The following is a 22,099-nucleotide window of genomic DNA, read 5'->3' as shown; positions in this document are numbered from 1 at the left end:
CGGGTTCAGATGCGCTGCAGGTCCATCAGCACCCGGCGCGTGGCCAGGGGCCGGCCCGCCAGGTTCTCGGCCAGGCGTTCGCGCAGGTCGCGGCGCAGGGCCGGCTCGATGACGGGATCGTCGAAATCGGGTTCCGCCTCATCCACGCCGTAGCCGGTCTCGCGCAGCAGCGTCCATTCGAAGCGGCGCAAGGCGCCCGCCGCGCGCGTGCCGCCCGACAACTGCTGCAGCGCCATGTCGTAGGCGTCGAACAGCAGCGGATGGGCATCCTCGCGCGGCAACAGGCGCAACAGCAGTTCATTCATGTACCACGCCGACATCAGCGCGGTGCCGTTCAGGGCACGCACGCCCATGATCTCGGCGCGGGTCAGGGTCTTGACCTCGCCGTTGCCGGTCCACGACAGCAGCAGCGGCTGGAACGCCGACAGCACCGGACGCAGCACCGAATACGGGCGCTTGGCGCCCTTGGCGACCATGGCCACACAGCCGTGGTCGCGCGAGAAAGTCTGAACGATGAGGGACGTCTCGCGCCACGCGGTGGCGTGGAGCATGTATCCCGGGCGATCCTGGACGCGAGGCGCCCGTTTACTCATAGCCCAGGTCGCGCAGCGCACTCTCGCGGTCGGACCAGCCCTTGCGCACCTTGATGTAGATCTCCAGGTGCACCGGCTTGTCCAGCAGCTTGGCAATGTCCTGCCGCGCCTCGGAGGCGATGCGCTTCATGTGCATGCCGCCGGTGCCCAGCAGGATCGGCTTGTGGCTGTCGCGCTCCACCACGACGCAGGCGGCAATGCGCGCGCCCTTGTCGGTCTCTTCCCACTGCTCGATCACGACCGTACAGCCGTAGGGCAGTTCGTCGCCGACCAGGCGGAAGATCTTCTCGCGCACCAGTTCGGCGGCGATGAAGCGCATCGGCCGGTCGGTCAGGGTGTCTTCCTCGAACATCGGCTCGCCTTCCGGCAGGCGCGCCGCGATTTCCTGCAGCAACTGGTCGAGCTGCTGGTTCTTGGTGGCGCTGACCGGCACCACGGCGCCAAACGGATGCAACGCCATGATCTTCGAGACGAAGGCGAACAGTTCATCGCGGTTCTTGAGCGCGTCGATCTTGCTGACGGCCAGGATGGTGCGCTCCGGCGCAGGCAGCAGCGGCAGCAGCTTGGCGTCGCCCTCCGACCACTTGCCGGCCTCGACCACGTGCACCACCACGTCGACGTCGGCCAGCGCCTGCGTCACCACGCGGTTCATCATGCGGTTCATGGCGCCGCCATGGCGCGTCTGGAAGCCCGGCGTATCCACGAACACGAACTGTTCGTGGTCGCGCGTCAGCACCCCGTGGATGCGGTGGCGCGTAGTCTGCGCCTTGCGCGACACGATGGATATCTTGGAACCGATCAGCGCGTTCGTCAGCGTGGACTTGCCCACATTGGGGCGGCCGACGATGGCCACGAAACCGGTACGGAAAGGGGTATCGCTCATTTAGTCTCTTGGGACACTGCCACGGGCAGCGACAACTGCGCGGTCTTGCGCGCCTTGCCCGACTTGCGGGCGGCCTTGGACGCCGGGCTGATGGCCTGCGCGGCCTCCAGCGCCAGCTTGGCGGCCGACTGCTCGGCCGCGCGGCGGCTTGCGCCGGGCGCGTTCACCTTGATCTCGAGCGCCGGAATGGCGCACTCGACCTCGAACTGCTGGCTGTGGGCCGCGCCATGCGTGGCCACCACGGTGTACACGGGCAAGGCCAGCTTGCGGCCTTGCAGGAATTCCTGCAACAAGGTCTTGGCGTCCTTGCCCAGGGTCTTGGGGTCGACCGAGGCCAGCACCGGCTGGTACTGGCGCACGATCACGCGGCGGGCGGCGTCGAAGCCGGCGTCCAGGAACACGGCGCCGAACAGGGCTTCGACCGTGTCGGCCAGGATCGATGGCCGGCGAAAACCGCCGCTCTTCAGTTCGCCTTCGCCCAGGCGCAGGTACTGGGACAGCTCCAGGCGCTGGGCGATGTCCGCCAGCGAGGCCTGCTTGACCAGGTTGGCGCGCAGGCGCGACAGATCGCCCTCGTCGATCTTCGCGTAACGCTCGAACAGCATCGCCGCGACGACGAAGTTGAGCACGGAATCCCCGAGGAACTCCAGGCGCTCGTTGTGGCGCGCCCCATGGCTGCGGTGGGTCAGCGCCTGTTCAAGCAGTGCTGGGTCACCGAAGTGGTGATCCAGCCGGTTTTCTAGCGTGGCTAGCGACATAATCAGTTGAACCGGCCAATGCGGCTGAGATCGCTGAAATTCATCCAGATGAAGAAGGCCTTCCCGACGATATTGGATTCCGGCACGAAACCCCAATATCGGCTGTCGGCGCTGTTATCCCGATTATCGCCCATGGCGAAGTATTGCCCCTCGGGTACTTTGCAGCGTACCCCATCGCGGGAATATTGGCAGTTCCCGAGGTTGGGAAATTGGTACTGCGGGCGATATTCCTGCGGCCGGCTCTCATCAAGCAGGATATTGTGGCCAACTTCGCCCAATTTCTCCTTATATTGTGCAATATAGGAGACACGATCAGGTTCGAAATAGTCACCGTCGCGCGTATGTGGCACCAATTGGCCGTTCACGTACAGTTTTTTGTCGAGGTAGGCGATTTCGTCACCAGGCAGGCCCACCACGCGCTTGATGTAATCGACGTCCGGATCCACCGGATAGCGGAACACGAACACATCGCCACGCTGCGGCTTGCCGATCTCGACGACCTTCTTGTCGATCACCGGCAGCCGCAGGCCATAGCTGAACTTGTTCACCAGGATCAGGTCGCCCGATTGCAGCGTCGGCAGCATCGAGCCCGACGGAATGCGGAACGGTTCCACCACGAACGAGCGCAGCACGAACACGAACAGGATCACGGGGAAGAAGCTGACCGCGTATTCGATCCACCACGGCACGCGGCGGGCCTTGTCGCCGGCCTCGCGCCGCAGGCGCTCGGCTTCTTGCGAATCACCGATCAGCGCCGCGTCGTACTGCGCCATCGCCTCTTGCGCCCGGCGCTCGCGGCCGCGCCGCAATACGGCCAGATCGAGCGCCCAGATAATGCCGGTCAGCACCAGCAGAACAAACAGGATCAGGGCAAAGTTCCAACTCATCAGCTAACCGCCTTCTCGGGTTCTATTTGTCTTCCACTTGCAGGATGGCCAGGAAGGCCTCCTGCGGAATTTCCACCGTGCCGACCTGCTTCATGCGCTTCTTGCCGGCCTTCTGCTTTTCCAGCAGCTTCTTCTTGCGCGAGATGTCGCCGCCGTAGCACTTGGCCAGCACGTTCTTGCGCAGCGCCTTGACGTTCTCGCGGGCGATGATTTCGGCGCCGATGGCCGCCTGGATCACCACGTCGAACATCTGCCGCGGAATCAGGCCGCGCATGCGCGTCACCACGTCGCGGGCGCGATGGCGGGCGTTGCTGCGGTGGACGATCACGGCCAGCGCGTCGACGCGGTCGTTGTTGATCAGCAGGTCCACGCGCACCACGTCGGCCGAGCGGTATTCGAGGAACTCATAGTCCATCGAGGCGTAGCCGCGCGACACCGATTTGAGCTTGTCGAAGAAGTCCAGCACGATCTCGGCCAGCGGGATTTCGTACACCAGGTGCACCTGGCGGCCGTGATAGCTCATGTTGATCTGCACGCCGCGCTTGTTGTTGCACAGCGTCATCACCGGACCGACGTAGTCCTGCGGCATGAACAGCGTGACCTTCACGATCGGCTCGCGGATGTCGGCGATCTTGCCGATTTCCGGCATGCGCGACGGGCTTTCGACGGTGATCACCGAGCCATCGCGCTGCTCGACCTCGTACACCACCGACGGCGCGGTGGTGATGATGTCCATGTCGAACTCGCGCTCCAGGCGCTCCTGCACGATTTCCATGTGCAGCAGGCCGAGGAAGCCGCAGCGAAAGCCAAAGCCCAGCGCCTGCGACACTTCGGGTTCGAACATCAGCGCCGCGTCGTTCAGCTTGAGCTTCTCGAGCGAATCGCGCAGTTGGTCGTATTCGGAGCTCTCGACCGGATAGAGGCCGGCGAACACCTGCGGCTTGACTTCCTTGAAGCCGGGTAGCGGCTCGGCGGCCGGCTTGCTCGCCAGCGTGACCGTATCGCCGACCTTGGCGTCCTCGAGCTGCTTGATGCCGGCGATGATGAAGCCCACCTCGCCCGCCGACAGGTGCGGACGCTGCTGCGACTTGGGCGTGAACACGCCGGTCTGCTCGCACAGGTGGGTGGCGCCGGAAGCCATCAGCAGGATCTTGTCCTTGGGCTTGAGCATGCCGTTGACGATGCGCACCAGCATCACCACGCCAACGTAGTTGTCGAACCACGAGTCGATGATCAGCGCCTGCAGCGGCGCATCGGGATCGCCCTTGGGCTGCGGCACCCGCGCGACGATGGACTCGAGGATCTCGTCGATGCCCATGCCGGTCTTGGCGCTGGCCAGCACCGCCTGCGAAGCGTCGATGCCGATGACGTCCTCGACTTCCTGGCGCGCGCTGTCCGGATCGGCCTGCGGCAGGTCCATCTTGTTCAGCACCGGCAGCACTTCCACGCCCAGCTCGATGGCGGTGTAGCAGTTGGCCACGGTCTGCGCTTCGACGCCCTGCGAGGCGTCGACCACCAGCAGCGCGCCTTCGCACGCCGACAGCGAGCGGCTGACTTCGTACGAGAAGTCGACGTGCCCCGGGGTGTCGATCAGGTTCAGGTTATAGATCTTGCCGTCCTGCGCCTTGTAGTGCAGGGCCGCCGTCTGGGCCTTGATGGTAATGCCGCGCTCACGCTCGATCTCCATGGAGTCGAGCACCTGGGCCGACATTTCGCGATCCGCCAATCCGCCGCAGCGCTGGATCAGGCGATCGGCCAGGGTCGATTTGCCGTGATCGATGTGGGCAATGATGGAGAAGTTGCGAATATGCTGCATGCTTGAATTTAAAAGGGACGGAACATTCGGCAAACTGCCGGAAGACGCCGCCACCAGGGTAGGCACGGCTGACGGGTTGGGGCCACTCGGCCGGCACGCCCGCCGCCGGGCCACGCTTGCGGCGGGCTGCGGACGGCATCTGGCGGGAGGGCCGGGCAAAAACGAGGGGGCGCCAGGCGCCCCCTCTTGCGGCAACCAGCCATTTTAGCCGGTCTTGCGCCTTATTTGCTTGCGGGCACCGCCACCCACTGGGTCTGCTCGCCGCGACGCACCAGCAGGCCGACCGCGCGGCCCTTGTCCAGCTTGCCGACCAGCTCGGCGAACTGCTTGGCGCCGGTGACGTCGGTGTCGTTCAGGGCCAACACAATGTCGCCTTCCTGCAGGCCGGCCTTGGCTGCCGCGCCTTCGGCGACCTTGACCTGCACCCCGCCCTTGATGCGCAGCTTCTTCTGAACGTCGGCGGGCACGTCGATCACGCCCAGGCCCAGCGCGTTGGTCACTTCCGGCGCGGGCGGCGCGCCCTTCTTGCCCGGGGCGGCCTTGTCGACCGGAATCTCGCCGACCTTGACCGACAGGGTCATCTTCTTGCCCTTGCGCCACACTTCCATGTCGGCGCGCGTGCCGGGTTTGGTTTCGCCAACGATACGCGGCAGATCGGACCAGCGCTTGATCGGTTCCTTGTTGAAGGTCAGGATCACGTCGCCCGGCTGCACGCCGGCCTGTTCGGCCGGGCCGTCCACTTCGACGCTGCTGACCAGCGCGCCCTCGGCCTTGGGCAGGCCGATGGCCTCGGCCACGTCCTTGCCGACTTCGCCGATCTGCACGCCGACGCGGCCGCGCGTGACCTTGCCGGTGGCACGCAACTGGTCCACCACCCGCATCGCTTCATCGATCGGGATGGCCAGCGAAATGCCCATGAAACCGCCGCTACGCGAGATGATCTGGGAATTGATGCCCACGACCTCGCCCGCCAGGTTGATCAGCGGGCCGCCCGAGTTGCCCGGGTTGACCGCCACGTCCGTCTGGATGAACGGCAGGTATTCGCCGGTATCGCGGCCGATCGCGCTGACGATGCCCGAAGTCACGGTGGAATCCAGGCCGAACGGCGAGCCGATCGCCAGCACCCACTGGCCCTTCTTCAGTTTCTTGGGATCGCCGATCACCAGCGGCGTCATGTCCTTGGCCTCGATCTTGATCAGCGCCACGTCGGTGCGCTCGTCGGTGCCGATGACCTTGGCCTTGAATTCGCGGCCGTCGGTCAGGGTGACGTAGATGTCGGTTGCATCGCTGACCACGTGATTGTTGGTCATGATGTAGCCGTCTTCGGAGATGAAGAAGCCCGAGCCCACGCCGCGCGGCACGGTGCGCTCCTCGGGCTGCTGCGGCTGCGGACGCTGGCGCGGATTGGGCGACTGCTGGCCCGGCGGCTGGAAATCCGGGCCGAAGAACCAGCGGAACAGCTCCGCCGGATCGTTGCCGCCAGGGCCGACGCCACGGATCGGCACGGTGGCGGTGGTGCGGATGTTGACGACCGCCGGGTCGGCTTTTTCAATGATGCCGGTGAAGTCAGGCAACGCCACCGTCGGGGTGGGCGTTTCGGCCGCAGCGGTCTGCGCCTGCGAGGCGGGCGCGAAGGCGGCCGACATCAGGAGCCCCGCCGTCGCGGCCGCCAGGAAGCGGCGCAGGCCGGGGTTCGACACCATCATTGCTTTCATAGATTGCTCCGAAATCACTTCTTGCCGCAGAGGCCGCTCATTACTTGGAGCCGGCCGCCGGAGCGTTCGCCACGGGTACGTATTCTGTCGCTTGCGCCAATTGTTCCAGCGTCGCCACGGGCACTTCGCCCACGGCCGTCAACCAGTAATCGGCAATGCGCGTGCCATAGACGGTAATCGATCCACGCTGCGCCGCGCCAGGGGGCGGATGATGGCCGCGCTGGCTGTCGTAGGGTTCGATGAACACCGAGATGGCCGCCAGGCCATCGGACAGCACCATCTGATTGACCGTCGCGCCGCGCCCCATCGAGCGCGCCACCTGCATGACGACCGTGAACCCCTTGGGCGCCGGAATGCGCCATCCCAGGGCGCCCAGGTCGACCGTCTTCATGGAGGGCTCGAGCACCTTCCAGTCGCGCGTGTTCCAGCGCGACGACAGCGATTTGGGATCGACCTCGGCGCCCAGGCGCAGCGAAGTGAACGACACCTGCTCGACCACGCCGCGGGCGGCGTTGAGGGTCTGGGCCTTCAACAGCAGATTGGTCTCGACGTCGGCACAGAGGCGATAGCCATAGCGCAACTTGTCCAGCGGCTCGATAGTGATCAGGCGGCATTCGCGCCCGGCGACGCGATGCAGCGCCGATTCGGTGCGGATCTTGTAGTGGTCGGTCAGGTTGGCCGGATCGCCCAGCAACAGGCCGGGAAAGCGATCGCCGCGGCGACGCTCGATCAAAACCGTCTTGCGCTCGGGGATCAGGCACTGCACATCTTCGTTGTGCCGCAAGTATTCGCGCGGCTGCCCGTCCAGGATCTCGAGACGCTCACGCTCGCCGGTGCCGTCCAGGACGTGCACCAGGCGCGAGGACTGGATCATCTCGCCCTGCTGATACATGAACACGCCGGCGTAGTCCTGCTTGCGCGCGGCCTGCTGGATGCGGGAGAGCAACTGGACCACGTCATCGCCCTGCGGGGCGGGCGCGGTGTCGGCGGCGCGCGCGGGGTCATGCGCGGCCAGGAATGCGGTCAGGAGCGTAGCGGCGAACCAGCCGGCGCGGTGGGCCTGCCACGAGGCAGCCCGTCCCAGCGCCGGCCAACGGGTCGGAAGCACCAGGGCCATCAGCGCCCCGCCCCGACGTCGAACGACACCTGACGCACCGCGCTGGGGCCGGCCATCTGGCGATGGGCCTCCAGGTAGTCGCTCAGGCCCGACGTATCGGCGCTGCCGCTGACGCTGGCGTCGGCCAGCACGCGCGTCTCGGTGCCGGAGGAACCGCCCGCCAGGTAGGGCTGGGCGACCCAGGCCACCGTGGCAACCGCGGCCGCCACCGCCAGGCCCGACAGCCCCATGCGCAGCGGCGAGCGGCGACGAGGCGCCGCCACGATCGGCAGTTCGGCATCCAGCGCCCGCGACAGGCGGGCGTGGAAGTTCGCGCTGGGCGTCAGCGCCAGGTCGCTGTTGCGCAGGGCATCACCGATCAGATGATAGGTATCCCAGGTCTGTCGCCCTTCGCGGGTCAACAGGCCGGGGAGAATATCGTCGGTTTCTTCACCGTCCATCCAGGCGGAAACGGATTCCTCCCAGGCGGCATCCGAAGAAACGACGGACTTGGCTGCTGTAGTCTGCATGACTGCCACTCCTTACCAGCGACGCTCGACATCGGTGCCAAGCAAGGGACGCAACTTGGTCGCAATGGCTTCCCGCGCACGGAATATGCGGGAGCGCACCGTACCAATGGGGCAGTCCATGCTCTGGGCGATGTCTTCGTAACTCATACCTTCGATTTCACGCAGGACGATTGCGGTGCGCAATTCCTCGGGCAACTCCTCGATAGCCGCGTTCACCGTCTCGGCGATCTCGCGGCTGGCAACCATCGACTCCGGCGTGCTTATATCGGTTAGGTTGTCGGTTTCGTTAAAAGTTTCACCGTCTTCCGTTTCTATCGCATTGGGCGCGCTCGGCCGCCTGCCCTGGGAGGCGAGCCAATTTCGGGCCGTATTGATGGCGATACGATACAACCAGGTGTAGAACGCGCTCTCGCCCCGGAATTGGGGCAAGGCCCGGTAGGCCTTGATGAACGCTTCCTGGGCCACATCCTCGATCTCGGCGGGGTCGCGGATCATGCGGGCCAGCAGACGGAGAATCTTGCGCTGGTACTTGAGCACCAGCAGGTCGAAGGCCTTCTTGTCGCCCCGCTGGACGCGCGCGACAAGCTCGGCGTCGACTTCGCGCTCGCTCATGTAGCCTCCCCCAGGCGGACCGTCCGGGACGTCTGCCGCGCCGCGCCGGCCAGCAGGCACAGCCGCCGCCAGTCGTCGGGTCGCAACGTCGGTTGCCAGACGGTGAAAGTTACATTTTGGTCGTTAAAGGCCATACTCCCGGGGGGCAAAGGCTGCAGGGTGAGCGAAAGCCAAGCAGGTCCGCGGCGCTGTTGTACCAGCACCGCATCCCGCCAGCCGCCCGGCAGGCGCACCTGCCAGCGGCCGCCACCGGCCGCGGTACGCAGGGCCGATACCGGGGACAGGCTCCGACGGCTCGAGTGTAACAGCCCTGCCGCCAGCGCCAATGACATCAACACGGCGGCGGCCGTCCAGGCGTTGCCGTGCCACGAGGCGGCGGCGACGAGACTGGCAGCCGCGGCCACCAGCCCCAGACCCGGCAGCGCCAAGACGCCGCGTGGCCGCAGGACGGGCACGCGATAAGTCCAGCGCCCCTGGCCCGGGCCTTCCAAATCAGACCCGGCGAACGGCCATCGAGCCGTTGGTGCCGCCGAAGCCGAACGAGTTGGACAGGCCGACGTCGATCTTCATCTGCCGCGCCTCGTTGGCGCAGTAGTCCAGGTCGCATTCGGGATCCTGGTTGAAGATGTTGATGGTCGGGGGCGAGACCTGGTTGTAGACCGCCAGGGTCGTAAACACCGCCTCGATGCCGCCGGCCGCGCCCAGCAGGTGGCCGGTCATGGACTTGGTCGAGTTCACCACCAGCTTCTTGGCGTGGTCGCCGAACGCCAGCTTCAACGCGTCGCTCTCGTTCTTGTCGCCCAGGGGCGTCGAGGTGCCGTGCGCGTTGACGTACTGGACGTCTTCCAGATTCAGGCCGCCGTTGCGCAGCGCGTTGAGAATGCCGCGGCGCGGGCCGTCCTTGTCGGGAGCCGTGATGTGATGCGCGTCCGAGCTCATGCCGTAGCCGGCGAACTCGCCATAGATGCGCGCGCCGCGCTTCTTGGCGTGTTCGTATTCTTCCAGCACCAGCACGCCGGCGCCCTCGCCCAGCACGAAGCCGTCGCGGTCGCGATCCCAGGGACGCGAAGCCGTCTGAGGATCATCGTTGCGGGTCGACAGCGCGCGCATCGCGGCAAAGCCGCCAATGCCCAGCGGCGACACGGTCGACTCGGCGCCGCCGGCCAGCATGACGTCGGCATCGCCGTACTCGATCAGGCGGGCCGCGTCGCCGATGCTGTGCAGGCCCGTGGTGCAGGCGGACACGACGGCGTAGCTGGGGCCCTTCATGCCGAAGGCGATGGACAGATGGCCGGAGATCAGGTTGATCAGCGAACCCGGCACGAAGAACGGCGAGATCCGGCGCGGACCCTTGGCCATGTATTCGACCTGGGTTTCCTCGATGCGCGGCAGACCGCCGATGCCCGAGCCGACGATCACGCCGATACGTTCGGCGTTGGCTTCGGTGACTTCCAGGCCGCTGTCGCGCCAGGCCTGCATCCCGGCGGCCACGCCGTAATGGATGAAGGTATCCATCTGACGGGCTTCTTTGCTCGAGATATAGGTGCTGACGTCGAAGTCCTTGACTTCGCCGGCAATGTGCGTGGTGATGGCCGAGGGATCGAAACGGGTGATGCGGCTGATGCCAGAACGTCCGTTGACGATATTGTCCCAAGCGGTGGTCAGGTCGTTGCCAACAGGCGAAACGATACCAAGGCCAGTGATGACGACACGTCGCTTCACGGATGACTCCTCAAACAGACAAAAGAAAGGCGGTTTTCGGGATGCACTGCGCGTGCGGCACACGCAATAGCGGGTCGGGCGTCAATGCCCTTCCCGCGCGTGGACCACACGGCAAATTCCTGAAACCGCCCCGGTTCCCGGCCGGCCCCGGACGTGGGGCAACCGGAAGGATATAGGCTGAGCTTACTGCTTACCGTTCGAATTGATGTAATCAATCGCTTGTTGCACGGTCGTGATCTTTTCGGCCTCTTCGTCGGGGATCTCGGTCTCGAATTCGTCTTCGAGCGCCATGACCAGTTCGACCATGTCGAGCGAATCGGCACCGAGGTCGTCAAGGAAGGAGGATTCGTTCTTGATCTCGGCTTCGTTCACGCCAAGTTGTTCAGCGACGATCTTCTTGACGCGCTGTTCGATGCTTTCCATGCAGATCTCCAAATGGGAAAAATCCCGCGAATTATAGCCAAGCGCAGAGTACTGCAAACGCCAGGCCGTGACAAAAATAACACCGCGCACGTTGATCTGTCGCCCGCCGGGCGCAGGAAAACCGGTGTGCGGCGTTTCCGGATGAACCGCGCGTTGCCGTACCGGTTCCCCGGCACTGACGCGGCGGCCTGGGCCGCCCGCGCGTTTCGTGACTTATTGCATGTACATCCCGCCGTTGACGTGCAGGGTGGTGCCGGTAATGTAACCCGCCTGCGGCCCGGACAAAAAGGCCACCGCATGGGCGATATCCGTCGGCGACCCCAGTCGGCCCAGCGGAATCTGCTGCAGCAGCGCCGCGGTCTGGCTCTCGCCCAGGGCGCGCGTCATGTCGGTGTCGATGAAACCCGGGGCCACGCAATTGACGGTGATGTTGCGGCTGCCCAGCTCGCGCGCCAGCGCGCGCGACATGCCGGCGACGCCGGCCTTGGCGGCAGCGTAGTTGGCCTGGCCGGCATTGCCGCTCGAGCCCACCACGGAGGTGACATTGATAATGCGTCCCCAACGGGCCTTCATCATATTGCGCAGCACAGCGCGCGACAGGCGAAAGACCGACGCCAGGTTGGTATCGATGACCGCGGACCAATCGTCGTCTTTCATGCGCATTGCCAGCGTATCGCGGGTGATGCCGGCGTTATTGACGAGGATGTGCGGACCGCCGCCTTCCTTGCCAAGCGCGTCGATGAGCGCGTCGCAGGCTTCGGCGTTGGTCACGTCCAGCACCACGCCACGGCCGCCGAACGGCGCCAGCGCCTCGGTGATGGCGGCAGCGCCGGATTCGGAAGTGGCAGTGCCGACGACCACGGCGCCACGGGCGGCCAGCTCCTGGGCGATGGCGCGGCCGATGCCGCGCGTCGCGCCGGTGACCAGGGCGATCTTGCCCTGCAGTTCGATCGAAGTGTTTTCCATGGTCTTAATTTCCGTTGACCGCGGCCAGCGCGGCCTCAAGCGAGGCCGGATCCGTGATGGCCAGGCCGGTGAGCTCGGGGTCGATGCGTTTGGTCAGGCCGGCCAGCACCTTGCCGGGACCGCACTCGATGACGTGGGTCACGCCCTGCGCCTTCATGGCGCGCAGTGTTTCCACCCAACGCACAGGATGCCATGCCTGGCGCACCAGCGCATCCCGGATTGCCCCGGGTTCCGTCGGCGAGGCGACATCGACGTTGTTGATGACCGGGATCTGCGGCGCCGCCACGTTGACCGCAGCCAGCGCGTCCGCCAGCACATCGGCGGCAGGTTTGAGCAGGCTGGAATGGAACGGCGCGGACACCGGCAGCAGCAGCGCGCGCTTGGCGCCCGCGGCTTTGGCCTGCTCGCAGGCGCGCTCGACCGCGCCCTTGTGGCCGGCGATCACGACCTGCGCCGGCGCGTTGAAGTTGACGGCCTCGACCACCTCGCCCTGGGCCGCCGCGGCGCAAGCGGCGCGCACGGCATCATCGTCCAGGCCGAGAATGGCAGCCATGGCGCCGGTGCCGACGGGCACCGCGGCCTGCATGGCGTCGGCGCGCACGCGCACCAGGCGCACGGCATCTTCCAGGGCCAGCGAGCCAGCGGCGGTCAGCGCGGCGTATTCGCCCAGGCTATGGCCGGCGACAACGTCGGGATTGCGGCCACCCGCCGCGCGCCAGGCCGCGAAGAACGCGACACCGGCCGTCAGCATGGCGGGTTGGGTATTGGTGGTCAGGCTGAGCTGCTCGATGGGACCCTGCGCGATCAGTGCGCCCAGGTCCTGGCCCAGCGCCTGCGAGGCGCGCGCCACGGTATCGGTCACGGCAGCGACATCGGCCCAGGCATCCAGCATGCCGACTGCCTGCGAACCCTGGCCAGGAAAGACAAAAGCGATTTTCATGTTCGACCGTGTGGAGTGATTCAGAGTCTGTGGAATGTCGGGCGCGACATCCGGGCGGGCGCGGCAGTCCGCGTCCCGGCCGGACACGCCCTTACATGCGGGCCAGTACCGAACCCCAGGTGAATCCGCCGCCGACGCCCTGCATCAGCACGAGCTGGCCCGGCTTGACGCGGCCATCGCGGCGCGCGGCGTCAAGCGCCAACGGCACGCTGGCAGCGGAAGTATTGGCATGGCTGTCGACGGTGATGACAACCTTCTCGACCGGCACGGCAAGCTTGCGCGCCAGGAAATTGAGGATGCGGACGTTGGCCTGGTGCGGCACCAGCCAATCGACTTCGCTGATGTCGACGCCGGCTTCGGCGCAGGTGTCGCGGGCGGAGCGGTCCAGCACCGTGACGGCCTGCTTGAACACGGCCTGGCCGTCCATGCGCAGGAACGGATCGCCGGTGACGTCGCCATAAGCCACGTTGCCCGCGGCGCTGAGGATCTTCATCTGGCTGCCATCGGCATGCAACTGGGCGGCCAGGATGCCAGGCTTGTCGGAAGCCTTGAGCACCACGGCGCCCGCGCCGTCGCCGAACAGCACGCAAGTGCTGCGGTCGTTCCAGTCGAGAATGCGCGAGAACACTTCGGCGCCGATCACCAGGGCGCAACGCGCGCGGCCGGCACGGATGAAGCTGTCGGCGGTGGTCAGGGCATAGACGAAGCCGCTGCACACGGCCTGCACGTCGAAGGCCGCCGAGCCCTTGGCGCCCAAGTTGGCCTGCACCAGGCAGGCGGTGCTGGGAAACACGAAATCGGGCGTGGAGGTGGCCAGCACGATCAGATCGACCTCGGAGGCGTCCACACCCGCGTCGGCCAGCGCGCGGCGCGAGGCCTCGGTCGCCAACTGGCTGGTGGTGACGCCACGCTCGGCCAGGTGGCGCTGGCGGATGCCCGTGCGCTCGACGATCCACTCGTCGGAGGTGGCGATATCGCGCGTCGCCAGTTCCGCAGCCAGGGCGTCATTCGAAACCACGCGTTCCGGCAGGAAGCTGCCGGTGCCCGCGATCACGGAATATTTCATTGCGGTATCCATCAAGCGGTGTCTCCAGCCGCGCCCGGCTCGAGCGCCGGAGCACTCGAGGCAGACTGGACGCGCTGGTTGAGCTGCGCGACCGTCTGCGCGGTGCGCTCCAGCAGTTTACTCACGACGGCTTCGCGCGCCCGTTGCAGCGCGAAACCGAAGGCGTAGACATCAGCCGAGCCGTGGCTCTTGATGACCACGCCACGCAGCCCCAGCAACGCCGCGCCGTTGTAACGGCGATTGTCGACGCGGTTGCGCAAGCGGTTCAGCACCGGCTTGGCCACGGCGCCGGCCAGCAGCGTGATCAGGTTGCGTTTGAACTCTTCGCGAATGACGCTGGACAGCATTTTGGCCAGGCCTTCCACGGACTTGAGCACGACATTGCCGACGAAGCCATCGCAGACGACGACGTCGACCGTGCCCTTGAAAATGTCATTGCCTTCCACGTTGCCGTAGAAGTTCAGGGGACTGGCGCGCAGCAGCTCGGCGGCTTCCTTGACGACCTCGTTGCCCTTGATGACCTCTTCGCCGATGTTGAGCAAACCCACGGTGGGGTTGTCGCGATGGTCCACCGCCTGCGATAGCGCGGCGCCCATGATGGCGAATTGCAGCAGGTGTTCGGCCGTGCAGTCCACATTCGCGCCAAGGTCCAGCACCGTGGTGGCGCGGCCCGTCTGGTTCGGAATGGACGTGGCGATCGCGGGCCGGTCGATGCCGTCCAGCGTCTTGAGCACATAGCGTGAAATGGCCATCCACGCGCCGGTGTTGCCCGCGGAAATGCAGGCGTCGGCGTTCCCGTCCTTGACGGACTGGGCGGCCAGGCGCATGGAGGAATCTTTTTTGCGGCGCAGGGCGACCTCGACCGGGTCGTCCATGGTGACGACTTCGGAAGCCGCCACGATCTCGAAACGATCACGCTCGACGCCGCGGTGCTCGGAGAGCGCCGCTTCGATGGCGTCGGGAAGCCCGACCAGCAATAGCCGGGTATCCGGGAATTGCCGGGCGAACTCGATCGCAGCCGGAATCGTGACGGGCAGACCGAAGTCTCCGCCCATACAGTCTATGGCGATGCGTATCACGGGTGCCAGGTATCAGCGCTCAGCCGAATTGGTCCGAGTACGAGTTCGGCCCGGGGGCCTTATTCGTCGGCCTTGGTCTTCAGGACCTTGCGGCCACGGTAGAAGCCGTTGGGGCTGATGTGGTGACGCAGGTGCGTTTCGCCCGTGGTCGGTTCGATAGCCGTCGACGGATTCACCAGAAAATCGTGCGAGCGGTGCATACCGCGCTTGGACGGGGACTTCTTGTTTTGTTGAACAGCCATGATGACTCCTAGAAACGGGGCGCATTGTACGCGATGCGGCCCGATGTTGATCTCAATCTTTGTGCTTCAGTTGTTCCAGCACCGCAAACGGCGACGGACGCTTGACAACGGGCTCTTGGGGAGCTTCGCTGTCCTTGGCCTGCGCGCCCGGGCATACATCATGCTTGGGCACATACGGAACGCTCAGAATGAGCTCATCTTCGATCTGGGCCAACAGATCGAAATGATGCGAACCCACCACCTTTTCAGGCTGGTTGGACACAAAACCTTTTCCTGCGTTTCCTGCTTCCTCGCCGTCCTCATCCTCGTCGTCGAAACCCGCGGCGTGATCGCCGGAGGTAAAGCCGTCGTCGAGGTCGGCTTCGGACTTGACCAGTTGCAGCAGGACCTCGCTGTCCACCGGATAGGCGAACGGCTCATTGCACCGCTGACACACCACGACCGGATTCGCCTGCACATGAATGTGCAGGAGCGGCTGACCTTGCAGCAGCCCGGTCTTGCCCATCTCGCCACGCACGGACCACGTCACGAGGCCGGCCTCACCCGCCGGTTGCTCGGGAAGCCCGTCAACCGCGCGCGTCAACCGCACAAGAGGTATGGTGCCTTGCGCTTCCTTGCCCGAATGGGCGAATGCGAATGCGTCGATGGGCTTGATGTTCTGTCCTTTCGCACGAGGCCGCCGGAAATGCGCATCGCGCACAACCCGCACATCCCGTGCATTCGCGACCATCCCAGGGCGCAAAACCGATGACTGACGCGGGGTTGCGCCCCGCCCATGAGTGGGGGTTGCGCCCCGCCCAAAAGTCATGCTGCCCTGCAAAAATGCCGCAAAACGTTAGATAATACTGTGACTTACGTCCCAGCGTCAAATATCGAATGCCCTCACAACCCAGCCTGATCCTCGCCTCCAGCTCGCGCTACCGCAAAGAACTGCTCACCCGCCTGCGCCTGCCCTTCACCGCCATTTCGCCCGATGTGGACGAAACGCCACAGCCAGGCGAATCACCCGAAGCGCTGGCGCTGCGCCTGTCGGTGGCCAAGGCCATGGCGGTGGCCGGCGGGCATCCCGGCAGCGTCGTCATCGGATCGGATCAGGTGGCCACGGTAGACGGCCAACCCATTGGCAAGCCGGGCGATTTTACGCGCGCCCAGGCGCAATTGCGCGCACTTTCCGGGCAGATCGTGGAATTTCACAGCGCGTTGGCAGTGACTGACGGTCATCGCGTGGAAAAAGCCGATATCGTGACGCGGTGCAAATTCCGGCGCCTGAGCGACCAGGCCATCGACGCCTACCTACGCGCCGAGGAACCCTACGATACCGCAGGCAGCGCCAAGGCGGAAAGCCTGGGCATCGCCCTCATGGAAAGCATCCAGAGCGACGATCCCACCGCCATCATCGGCCTGCCGCTGATCACCTTGACCACCATGCTGGCCGAGTTCGGGCTCGACGCGCTGGCGGCGCCGGGAGCGCCCGAATGAGCGGCTCGCTGCACCTGATCCCGGTGGGCCTGGGCGAGGCCGCCCCGGAAAGCTGGCTGCCCGCCGATGCGCGCGCCCGGGCCGGCAGCCTGGACACCTACATCGCCGAGAACGCCAAAACGGCGCGCGCCTTCCTCAAGCTGGTGGGCACCACCCGGCCGTTGCAGGAAATCACCATCCACACGCTCAGCGACAGGACGGACGCGGCCGAGATCGGCGCCTGGCTCGAGCCGGTGCGCCGCGGCGCCGACATCGGCCTGGTGTCCGAAGCCGGCTGCCCCGCGGTTGCCGACCCTGGCGCCAAGGTGGTGGACGCCGCCCATCGGCTGGGCATCGTCGTCAAGCCCTGGGTCGGCCCCTCCTCCATCCTGCTGGGCCTGATGGCCAGCGGCCTGGACGGCCAGCGCTTCGCCTTCCACGGCTACGCGCCCGTGGACGCCGGCGAACGCGCCAGGCAGCTCAAGGCCTGGGAACAGCACTCGGCCCGACACAACCAGACGCAATTGCTGATCGAGACCCCCTACCGCAACGCCGCCATGTTCGCAACGCTGCTGGCCAGCCTGAAGGGCGACACCAAGCTGTGCGTGGCCCGCGCGCTGACCACCGCGGACGAATGGATCGCCACGCGCACCATCGCCGACTGGAAAAAACAGCCCGCCCCATCGCTGGACAAGATGCCCACCCTGTTCCTGTACCTGGCCCGCTGACGATGATCCGATTTGCCGCAGTATGCCTGGCCCTCGCGGCCCTGGCCGGTTGCGCCCAGCGCGGCCCCGCCGGCCTGAACCTGGACACCTCCGTTACCGCGGTCAGCCAGAGCAGCCGGGTGCGTTTCGTCGTGGTGCACTACACCTCCACCGACGACGCCGTATCGATGAAGCTGCTGTCGCAGGGCAAGGTCAGCGCCCACTACCTGATCGAAACCTCCGGCCGCGCCCACAGGCTGGTCGACGAGACCCGCGCCGCCTGGCACGCCGGCGAAAGCGCATGGTATGGCCTGAATGCCATGAACAGCACGTCGATCGGCATCGAAATTGTCAACCCGGGCTGGACCGACGGCACCGACGGCAAGCCGCAGTGGCATGCGTACGGCGACCGGCAGATCCGCGCCCTGACCCTCTTGCTGCGCGACATCATCCAGCGCCACGGCATCGCGCCCGAGAACGTGGTGGGCCACAGCGACATCGCGCCCCAGCGCAAGGTCGACCCCGGCCCGCTATTCCCCTGGAAGCAACTGGCCGCAGCCGGCATCGGCCGCTGGTATGACGAAGCCGGCGCCGCCGCACACCTGGCGCGCCTGCAGGCCCAGGGCACACCCGACGTCGCCTGGTTTCAGCAGCAACTGCAGCGGCTGGGCTACACCACGCCACAGAGCGGCACATTGGACCGCGCCACCATCAACGTGCTGGCAGCGTTCCAGATGCACTACCGCCCTGCCCGCCACGACGGCCAGCCCGACGCCGAGACCGCGGCGATCATGCTGGCCATGCTGTAACCGGATGGCGCATGCCGCTCAGGCCCCGCGACGGCGCCACCAGGCGGCCAGCCGCCAGCCCAGCAGCAGCGCCAGCACCGAGGCATACAGGATCGGCTCTGACAGGTCGTTCTTGCCGGCCTTGTGCCACCAGTAATGCAGCACCGCCAGCAGGCCGATCAGGTAGATGGCGCGGTGCAGTTGCTGCCAGCGCCTGCCCATCTTGCGCATGGCCCACTGGGTGGAAGTGGCTGCCAACGCCGCCATCAGCACGAACGCGGCGAATCCCACGGTAATGAAGGGCCGCTCGCCGATGTCCTGCAACATGGCGGCCGGATCGAAGCCGCGGTCCCACCAGACCCAGGCCATGAAATGCATGGCGCCATAGAAGAACGCGAACAGGCCACACATGCGGCGCAGGCGCACCAGCGCCGGCTGCCCGGTCAGGCGCCGTAGCGGCGTGATCGCCAGCGTCACGAGCAGGCACACCAGCGTCCAGGTGCCCGACGAGCGTGTCAGGAATTCCACGGGATTGGCGGTCAGCCCATTGGTGAAGCCCAACCAGAGCCAGCGCGCGAACGGCGCCAGGCCCAACAGGAACAGCCAGGGCTTGACGCGCCCGACAGCCCGCGCCGACCACTGGGGCTTGCGCGCCGGGGTCGCGCCAGCACTCTCGGCCACGGGCGGTTTCAATAGTTGGCCTTCAAATCCATGCCCTGGTAGAGCGACGCAACCTGCTCGGCATAGCCGTTGAACATCAAGGTCTTGCGCTTGGGCGAGAACAGGCCGTCCTCGCCAATGCGGCGCTCGGTGGCCTGGCTCCAGCGCGGATGCGGCACGGTGGGATTGACGTTGGCGTAGAAGCCGTATTCCTGCGGCGCGGCCTTGATCCATGAGGAGACGGGCTGCTTTTCCACCAGACGGATCTTGACCAGCGACTTGCCCGACTTGAAGCCGTACTTCCAGGGCACGGCCAGCCGCAGGGGCGCACCATTCTGGTTGGGCAGCACCTTGCCGTAAACGCCAAACACCAGCATGGCCAGCGGGTGCATGGCCTCGTCGATGCGCAGGCCCTCGATGTAGGGCCAGTCGAGGATGGCGGCGCGCACGCCCGGCATGTTCTCGCGCTGCACGGCGGTCACGAATTCCACGTACTTGGCATTGCCGGTGGGCTCGACCTGTTTGAGCAGCGCCGACAGCGAATAGCCGATCCAGGGAATCACCATGGACCACCCCTCGACGCAGCGCAGCCGATAAACGCGCTCTTCCATCGGCGCGAGCTTGAGTAGTTCGTCGATATCGAAGGTGCGCGGCTTGCCGACCTCGCCCTCGACGCTGACCGTCCAGGGCCGGGTCTGCAGCTTGCCGGCGTTGGACGCGGGCTCGCCCTTGTCGACCCCGAATTCATAGTAGTTGTTGTACGACGTGATATCAGCGAAAGACGTCTGCTTGTCCATGACGCTGAACGCCGCATTGGGCTGGCCCGCCAGGGCGCCGGCACCGGCGCCCTGGGCGAAGGCGCTGCGCGTCGCCCACGGCAACCCCAGCCCCGCCGCCGCCACGCCGGCGCGCAGGATCAGGTCGCGACGCGACCGCCAGACCGCTTCGGTCGTGATGTCGGAAGGAACGATGTCATGGGGCTTGCGTATCAGCATGGGAATCTCCTAGGGGGCCGGCGCGGCGAGTCGCGTCGCTGCCGCCCCGCTCAAACCGTGGACGTTTCGCGACCCCATGATATTCCGCCGGCGTGGCCGGCGGCGATCCGCAATAGACCGCCCCGCTCTCGCAGCGTTCCCCGGCGCGCCTGCGATCGTCAGGCCGCCGCCGCCAGGGTCCGGCTGAGCAGCCAGTCACGCACCAGCGGCACGCTATCCAGCACCGCCTGCGGACCGCAACCCTCAAGTTCCTTCAGGGTATGCGCGCCGTAGGTCACGCCCAGGCCATGCACGCCGGCATTGGTCGCCATCTGCATGTCGTGAGAAGTGTCGCCCACCATCACCACGCGGGCCGGATCGACGTCCAGCTCGCTCATCAGCTCGTGCAGCATGGCCGGATGCGGCTTGCTGAAGGTCTCGTCGGCGGTGCGGGTGGCGTCAAACATGGGGCCCAGGCCGGTCGCGGCCAGGGCGCGGGTCAGGCCCACCCGGCTCTTGCCGGTGGCCACGGCCAGGCGCACGTCGCGCTCGGCCAGCGCCGTCAACAACTCGGGAATGCCATCGAAAAGGCGCAATTCTGGATCGCGCAGCAGGTAATGGGTGCGGTAGCGCTCCAGGAAGCGCGGCAGCATCGCCTGGGTCAATTGGGGCACGGCGCGGCGCAGCGCGCTTTCCAGCGACAGGCCGATGACCCAGCTGGCGTCGGAGGCCGATGGCACCGGCAGCTCCAGGTCGCGACAGGCACCCTGGATGGCGGCCACGATGCTGTGCGTGGAATCCATGAGGGTTCCATCCCAGTCAAAAACGACCAGCGAATACGACATATCAGACCGACTCCAGTTGTTTCAGTATTTTCCGACAGGCGGGCGGCAGTTCGGCCGTCAGCGTCATCGGCTCCCCCGTCAACGGGTGATTCAGCGTCAATTGATGGGCATGCAGGAACATGCGACCAAAACCCATGCGCGAGAACTCGGCGCGGACCTCGTCGTGGCCATACTTGTCGTCGCCCACGATGGGAAAGCCGCTGGCCGCCAGGTGCACGCGGATCTGGTGGGTACGCCCAGTGCGCAGCTCGGCGTCCACCAGGCTGTAGCGGCCGAAGCGCTGCTTGAGCGTGATGATGGTGTGGGCGGTCTGGCCGTCGGGATCGACCTTGACGCGGCGCTCGCCCGACTGGGTGGTCCACTTGGACAGCGACAGCTTGATGTGCTGGCGGTCATTGACCCAGTCGCCCTCGACCAGCGCGTAATAGTGCTTGTCGCTGCGCCCCTCGCGCAGCATGGCGTGCAGGGCCAGCAGCGCGCTGCGCTTCTTGGCGACCATGAGCAGGCCGGAGGTTTCGCGGTCGAGCCGGTGCACCAGTTCCAGGAACTTGGCCTCGGGGCGGGCGGCGCGCAGTTGCTCGATCACGCCGAAGGAGACGCCGCTGCCGCCGTGGACCGCCACACCGGCGGGCTTGTCCACCACCAGCATCGCGTCATCCTCGAACACCACCGGGAATTCGGCGGCCGGCACCGGTTTGGGCTTGCCAGGGTCGGGCAGGCGCAGCGGCGGAATGCGGACCATATCGCCTTCCGCGACCCGATAGTCCACCGAGATGCGTCCCTTGTTTACCCGGACCTCGCCGCCGCGGATGGCCTTGTAGATATGGGTTTTGGGGACGCCCTTGCACAGGCGCATCAGGTAGTTATCCAGGCGCTGGCCGGCATGCTCGGCGCCCACTTCCACCATGCGGACGGAGGGGGTGGCCATAGGGGAGGAAGTTTCTTTGCGCATTGCGGAAAGCGACATATAATCGGGACAGCCTTAAGGGGCTGAATCAGCCGCTGGCGTAGAGATGCAACTCAAGTACGCAACTCCGTCGAGCGCGTGGGCCGCCATTGTACTGCCTGCTCATTCAACCCCTGGGTCATTTGGTCGCCGGCGCAACCGCGCCCTGCCGGATAGTGGTGTGGCATTCATTTTGCCCGCTGTCCCAGCAGGTCCGTTGCCTGCCGCAAGCGGCTTGAAGCACTGCAAGAATCGTCGCATATTTAAAGCACCAGCTGCGCGTCGGCAACCAATCCGGCCGCAACTGCCGTTCACAGCACATTTCCGTCAAACCACATTCAGTGAAGCTGACCCTCCTGCTGAAAGAACCCCGTGCCCCACGGCACGACGTGC

At 65.9% G+C, this 22,099-nt stretch carries 24 protein-coding genes; 3 read left to right on the top strand and 21 right to left on the bottom strand.

The features are described from left to right. Nucleotides 1-5 precede the first annotated feature (5 nt). From recO to SB816_RS17155, 17 genes are all read right to left on the bottom strand, one after another. Nucleotides 6-593 carry a DNA repair protein RecO gene (recO, locus tag SB816_RS17235; protein WP_054501548.1) on the bottom strand — a complete coding sequence of 196 codons (588 nt, stop codon included), beginning with the start codon at nt 591-593 and terminating at the stop codon, nt 6-8. After that, nucleotides 586-1,476, bottom strand: a complete 891-nt coding sequence (gene era / locus SB816_RS17230; protein ID WP_006389299.1) for a GTPase Era — start codon at nt 1,474-1,476, stop codon at nt 586-588. Before era ends, recO begins: the two co-directional genes overlap by 8 nt. Then, nucleotides 1,473-2,234, bottom strand: a complete 762-nt coding sequence (gene rnc / locus SB816_RS17225) for a ribonuclease III (protein ID WP_049072173.1) — start codon at nt 2,232-2,234, stop codon at nt 1,473-1,475. The genes era and rnc overlap by 4 nt, the downstream gene beginning before the upstream one ends. A 2-nt stretch (nt 2,235-2,236) precedes the next feature. After that, entirely contained in the window at nt 2,237-3,121 is an 885-nt protein-coding gene (gene lepB, locus SB816_RS17220; protein ID WP_269872714.1) for a signal peptidase I, read from the bottom strand. Nucleotides 3,122-3,143: 22 nt separating this feature from the next. After that, nucleotides 3,144-4,937 carry a translation elongation factor 4 gene (gene lepA / locus SB816_RS17215; protein ID WP_049072171.1) on the bottom strand — a complete coding sequence of 598 codons (1,794 nt, stop codon included), beginning with the start codon at nt 4,935-4,937 and terminating at the stop codon, nt 3,144-3,146. Nucleotides 4,938-5,158: 221 nt separating this feature from the next. Further along, on the bottom strand, nt 5,159-6,652 hold the full coding sequence (locus tag SB816_RS17210) for a DegQ family serine endoprotease (RefSeq protein ID WP_054501551.1): 1,494 nt from the start codon (nt 6,650-6,652) through the stop codon (nt 5,159-5,161). Between the two features lie 40 nt (nt 6,653-6,692). Then, entirely contained in the window at nt 6,693-7,769 is a 1,077-nt protein-coding gene (locus SB816_RS17205) for a MucB/RseB C-terminal domain-containing protein (RefSeq protein ID WP_054501552.1), read from the bottom strand. Further along, a complete protein-coding gene (locus SB816_RS17200; protein WP_054501553.1) occupies nt 7,769-8,278 on the bottom strand; it encodes a sigma-E factor negative regulatory protein in 510 nt (169 codons plus the stop codon). The genes SB816_RS17205 and SB816_RS17200 overlap by 1 nt, the downstream gene beginning before the upstream one ends. 12 nt (nt 8,279-8,290) lie before the next feature. Further along, nucleotides 8,291-8,890 carry an RNA polymerase sigma factor RpoE gene (rpoE, locus tag SB816_RS17195; protein ID WP_054501554.1) on the bottom strand — a complete coding sequence of 200 codons (600 nt, stop codon included), beginning with the start codon at nt 8,888-8,890 and terminating at the stop codon, nt 8,291-8,293. A 492-nt stretch (nt 8,891-9,382) separates the two neighbouring features. After that, nucleotides 9,383-10,612: a beta-ketoacyl-ACP synthase II gene (gene fabF / locus SB816_RS17190; RefSeq protein ID WP_054501556.1), complete on the bottom strand. Its 1,230-nt coding sequence runs from the start codon at nt 10,610-10,612 to the stop codon at nt 9,383-9,385. A gap of 183 nt (nt 10,613-10,795) precedes the next feature. Beyond that, nucleotides 10,796-11,035 carry an acyl carrier protein gene (gene acpP, locus SB816_RS17185; protein ID WP_005012191.1) on the bottom strand — a complete coding sequence of 80 codons (240 nt, stop codon included), beginning with the start codon at nt 11,033-11,035 and terminating at the stop codon, nt 10,796-10,798. Between the two features lie 213 nt (nt 11,036-11,248). Further along, entirely contained in the window at nt 11,249-12,001 is a 753-nt protein-coding gene (fabG, locus tag SB816_RS17180; protein ID WP_054501557.1) for a 3-oxoacyl-ACP reductase FabG, read from the bottom strand. 4 nt (nt 12,002-12,005) lie between these two features. Beyond that, nucleotides 12,006-12,941, bottom strand: coding sequence for an ACP S-malonyltransferase (gene fabD / locus SB816_RS17175; protein WP_144654963.1), 936 nt, complete (start codon nt 12,939-12,941; stop codon nt 12,006-12,008). Between the two features lie 91 nt (nt 12,942-13,032). Further along, complete coding sequence (locus tag SB816_RS17170) at nt 13,033-14,019, bottom strand: beta-ketoacyl-ACP synthase III (RefSeq protein ID WP_035360074.1); 987 nt, start codon at nt 14,017-14,019, stop codon at nt 13,033-13,035. After that, a complete protein-coding gene (plsX, locus tag SB816_RS17165; protein ID WP_054501559.1) occupies nt 14,019-15,086 on the bottom strand; it encodes a phosphate acyltransferase PlsX in 1,068 nt (355 codons plus the stop codon). Before plsX ends, SB816_RS17170 begins: the two co-directional genes overlap by 1 nt. Nucleotides 15,087-15,145: 59 nt before the next feature. Next, nucleotides 15,146-15,328 carry a 50S ribosomal protein L32 gene (rpmF, locus tag SB816_RS17160; protein ID WP_006389284.1) on the bottom strand — a complete coding sequence of 61 codons (183 nt, stop codon included), beginning with the start codon at nt 15,326-15,328 and terminating at the stop codon, nt 15,146-15,148. A 52-nt stretch (nt 15,329-15,380) separates the two neighbouring features. Further along, on the bottom strand, nt 15,381-16,058 hold the full coding sequence (locus SB816_RS17155) for a YceD family protein (RefSeq protein WP_410547318.1): 678 nt from the start codon (nt 16,056-16,058) through the stop codon (nt 15,381-15,383). A 146-nt stretch (nt 16,059-16,204) separates the two neighbouring features. On the opposite strand from SB816_RS17155, the gene SB816_RS17150 reads away from it, so the two are divergent. From SB816_RS17150 to SB816_RS17140, 3 genes are read left to right on the top strand one after another with little or no spacing between them, the layout of a single operon-like run. After that, nucleotides 16,205-16,807 (top strand): Maf-like protein, encoded by a 603-nt coding sequence (locus SB816_RS17150; protein WP_343719522.1) that lies wholly within the window; start codon nt 16,205-16,207, stop codon nt 16,805-16,807. Next, nucleotides 16,804-17,514, top strand: a complete 711-nt coding sequence (locus SB816_RS17145) for an SAM-dependent methyltransferase (protein WP_054501562.1) — start codon at nt 16,804-16,806, stop codon at nt 17,512-17,514. The genes SB816_RS17150 and SB816_RS17145 overlap by 4 nt, the downstream gene beginning before the upstream one ends. Nucleotides 17,515-17,516: 2 nt before the next feature. Beyond that, complete coding sequence (locus SB816_RS17140; protein WP_054501563.1) at nt 17,517-18,302, top strand: N-acetylmuramoyl-L-alanine amidase; 786 nt, start codon at nt 17,517-17,519, stop codon at nt 18,300-18,302. An 18-nt stretch (nt 18,303-18,320) separates the two neighbouring features. Here the strand turns inward: SB816_RS17140 and msrQ are convergent, their stop codons facing one another. The 4 genes from msrQ to SB816_RS17120 all read right to left on the bottom strand — a co-directional run bounded on the left by msrQ (nt 18,321) and on the right by SB816_RS17120 (nt 21,727). Further along, complete coding sequence (msrQ, locus tag SB816_RS17135) at nt 18,321-18,974, bottom strand: protein-methionine-sulfoxide reductase heme-binding subunit MsrQ (protein ID WP_054501564.1); 654 nt, start codon at nt 18,972-18,974, stop codon at nt 18,321-18,323. Beyond that, nucleotides 18,971-19,936 carry a protein-methionine-sulfoxide reductase catalytic subunit MsrP gene (gene msrP, locus SB816_RS17130; protein WP_116793056.1) on the bottom strand — a complete coding sequence of 322 codons (966 nt, stop codon included), beginning with the start codon at nt 19,934-19,936 and terminating at the stop codon, nt 18,971-18,973. Before msrP ends, msrQ begins: the two co-directional genes overlap by 4 nt. 158 nt (nt 19,937-20,094) lie before the next feature. Continuing rightward, a complete protein-coding gene (locus SB816_RS17125) occupies nt 20,095-20,760 on the bottom strand; it encodes an HAD family hydrolase (protein WP_054501566.1) in 666 nt (221 codons plus the stop codon). Nucleotide 20,761: 1 nt separating this feature from the next. Then, nucleotides 20,762-21,727 (bottom strand): RluA family pseudouridine synthase, encoded by a 966-nt coding sequence (locus SB816_RS17120; protein WP_100505113.1) that lies wholly within the window; start codon nt 21,725-21,727, stop codon nt 20,762-20,764. Nucleotides 21,728-22,099 lie beyond the last annotated feature (372 nt).

It is taken from the genome of Achromobacter sp. SIMBA_011 (genome assembly GCF_046535435.1).
In the GTDB taxonomy this organism is placed as follows: Bacteria; Pseudomonadota; Gammaproteobacteria; order Burkholderiales; family Burkholderiaceae_B; genus Achromobacter; species Achromobacter dolens.
The sequence above is the reverse complement of the archived record's forward strand: the minus strand, read 5'-3'. Positions and strand labels throughout refer to the sequence as shown.

Excerpts from the sequence above, each read along its gene's own strand:
- SB816_RS17145 (WP_054501562.1), top strand. The coding sequence starts at position 16,804 with ATGAGCGGCTCGCTGCACCTGATCCCGGTGGGCCTGGGCGAGGCCGCC.
- acpP (WP_005012191.1), bottom strand. The coding sequence starts at position 11,035 with ATGGAAAGCATCGAACAGCGCGTCAAGAAGATCGTCGCTGAACAACTT.
- lepA (WP_049072171.1), bottom strand. The coding sequence starts at position 4,937 with ATGCAGCATATTCGCAACTTCTCCATCATTGCCCACATCGATCACGGC.
- SB816_RS17155 (WP_410547318.1), bottom strand. The coding sequence starts at position 16,058 with ATGGTCGCGAATGCACGGGATGTGCGGGTTGTGCGCGATGCGCATTTC.
- SB816_RS17210 (WP_054501551.1), bottom strand. The coding sequence starts at position 6,652 with ATGAAAGCAATGATGGTGTCGAACCCCGGCCTGCGCCGCTTCCTGGCG.
- fabG (WP_054501557.1), bottom strand. The coding sequence starts at position 12,001 with ATGGAAAACACTTCGATCGAACTGCAGGGCAAGATCGCCCTGGTCACC.
- rpmF (WP_006389284.1), bottom strand. The coding sequence starts at position 15,328 with ATGGCTGTTCAACAAAACAAGAAGTCCCCGTCCAAGCGCGGTATGCAC.
- msrP (WP_116793056.1), bottom strand. The coding sequence starts at position 19,936 with ATGCTGATACGCAAGCCCCATGACATCGTTCCTTCCGACATCACGACC.
- SB816_RS17205 (WP_054501552.1), bottom strand. The coding sequence starts at position 7,769 with ATGGCCCTGGTGCTTCCGACCCGTTGGCCGGCGCTGGGACGGGCTGCC.
- SB816_RS17150 (WP_343719522.1), top strand. The coding sequence starts at position 16,205 with ATGCCCTCACAACCCAGCCTGATCCTCGCCTCCAGCTCGCGCTACCGC.
- SB816_RS17125 (WP_054501566.1), bottom strand. The coding sequence starts at position 20,760 with ATGTCGTATTCGCTGGTCGTTTTTGACTGGGATGGAACCCTCATGGAT.
- rnc (WP_049072173.1), bottom strand. The coding sequence starts at position 2,234 with ATGTCGCTAGCCACGCTAGAAAACCGGCTGGATCACCACTTCGGTGAC.
- SB816_RS17170 (WP_035360074.1), bottom strand. The coding sequence starts at position 14,019 with ATGGATACCGCAATGAAATATTCCGTGATCGCGGGCACCGGCAGCTTC.
- SB816_RS17120 (WP_100505113.1), bottom strand. The coding sequence starts at position 21,727 with ATGTCGCTTTCCGCAATGCGCAAAGAAACTTCCTCCCCTATGGCCACC.
- fabD (WP_144654963.1), bottom strand. The coding sequence starts at position 12,941 with ATGAAAATCGCTTTTGTCTTTCCTGGCCAGGGTTCGCAGGCAGTCGGC.
- SB816_RS17140 (WP_054501563.1), top strand. The coding sequence starts at position 17,517 with ATGATCCGATTTGCCGCAGTATGCCTGGCCCTCGCGGCCCTGGCCGGT.
- SB816_RS17200 (WP_054501553.1), bottom strand. The coding sequence starts at position 8,278 with ATGCAGACTACAGCAGCCAAGTCCGTCGTTTCTTCGGATGCCGCCTGG.
- recO (WP_054501548.1), bottom strand. The coding sequence starts at position 593 with ATGAGTAAACGGGCGCCTCGCGTCCAGGATCGCCCGGGATACATGCTC.
- era (WP_006389299.1), bottom strand. The coding sequence starts at position 1,476 with ATGAGCGATACCCCTTTCCGTACCGGTTTCGTGGCCATCGTCGGCCGC.
- lepB (WP_269872714.1), bottom strand. The coding sequence starts at position 3,121 with ATGAGTTGGAACTTTGCCCTGATCCTGTTTGTTCTGCTGGTGCTGACC.
- rpoE (WP_054501554.1), bottom strand. The coding sequence starts at position 8,890 with ATGAGCGAGCGCGAAGTCGACGCCGAGCTTGTCGCGCGCGTCCAGCGG.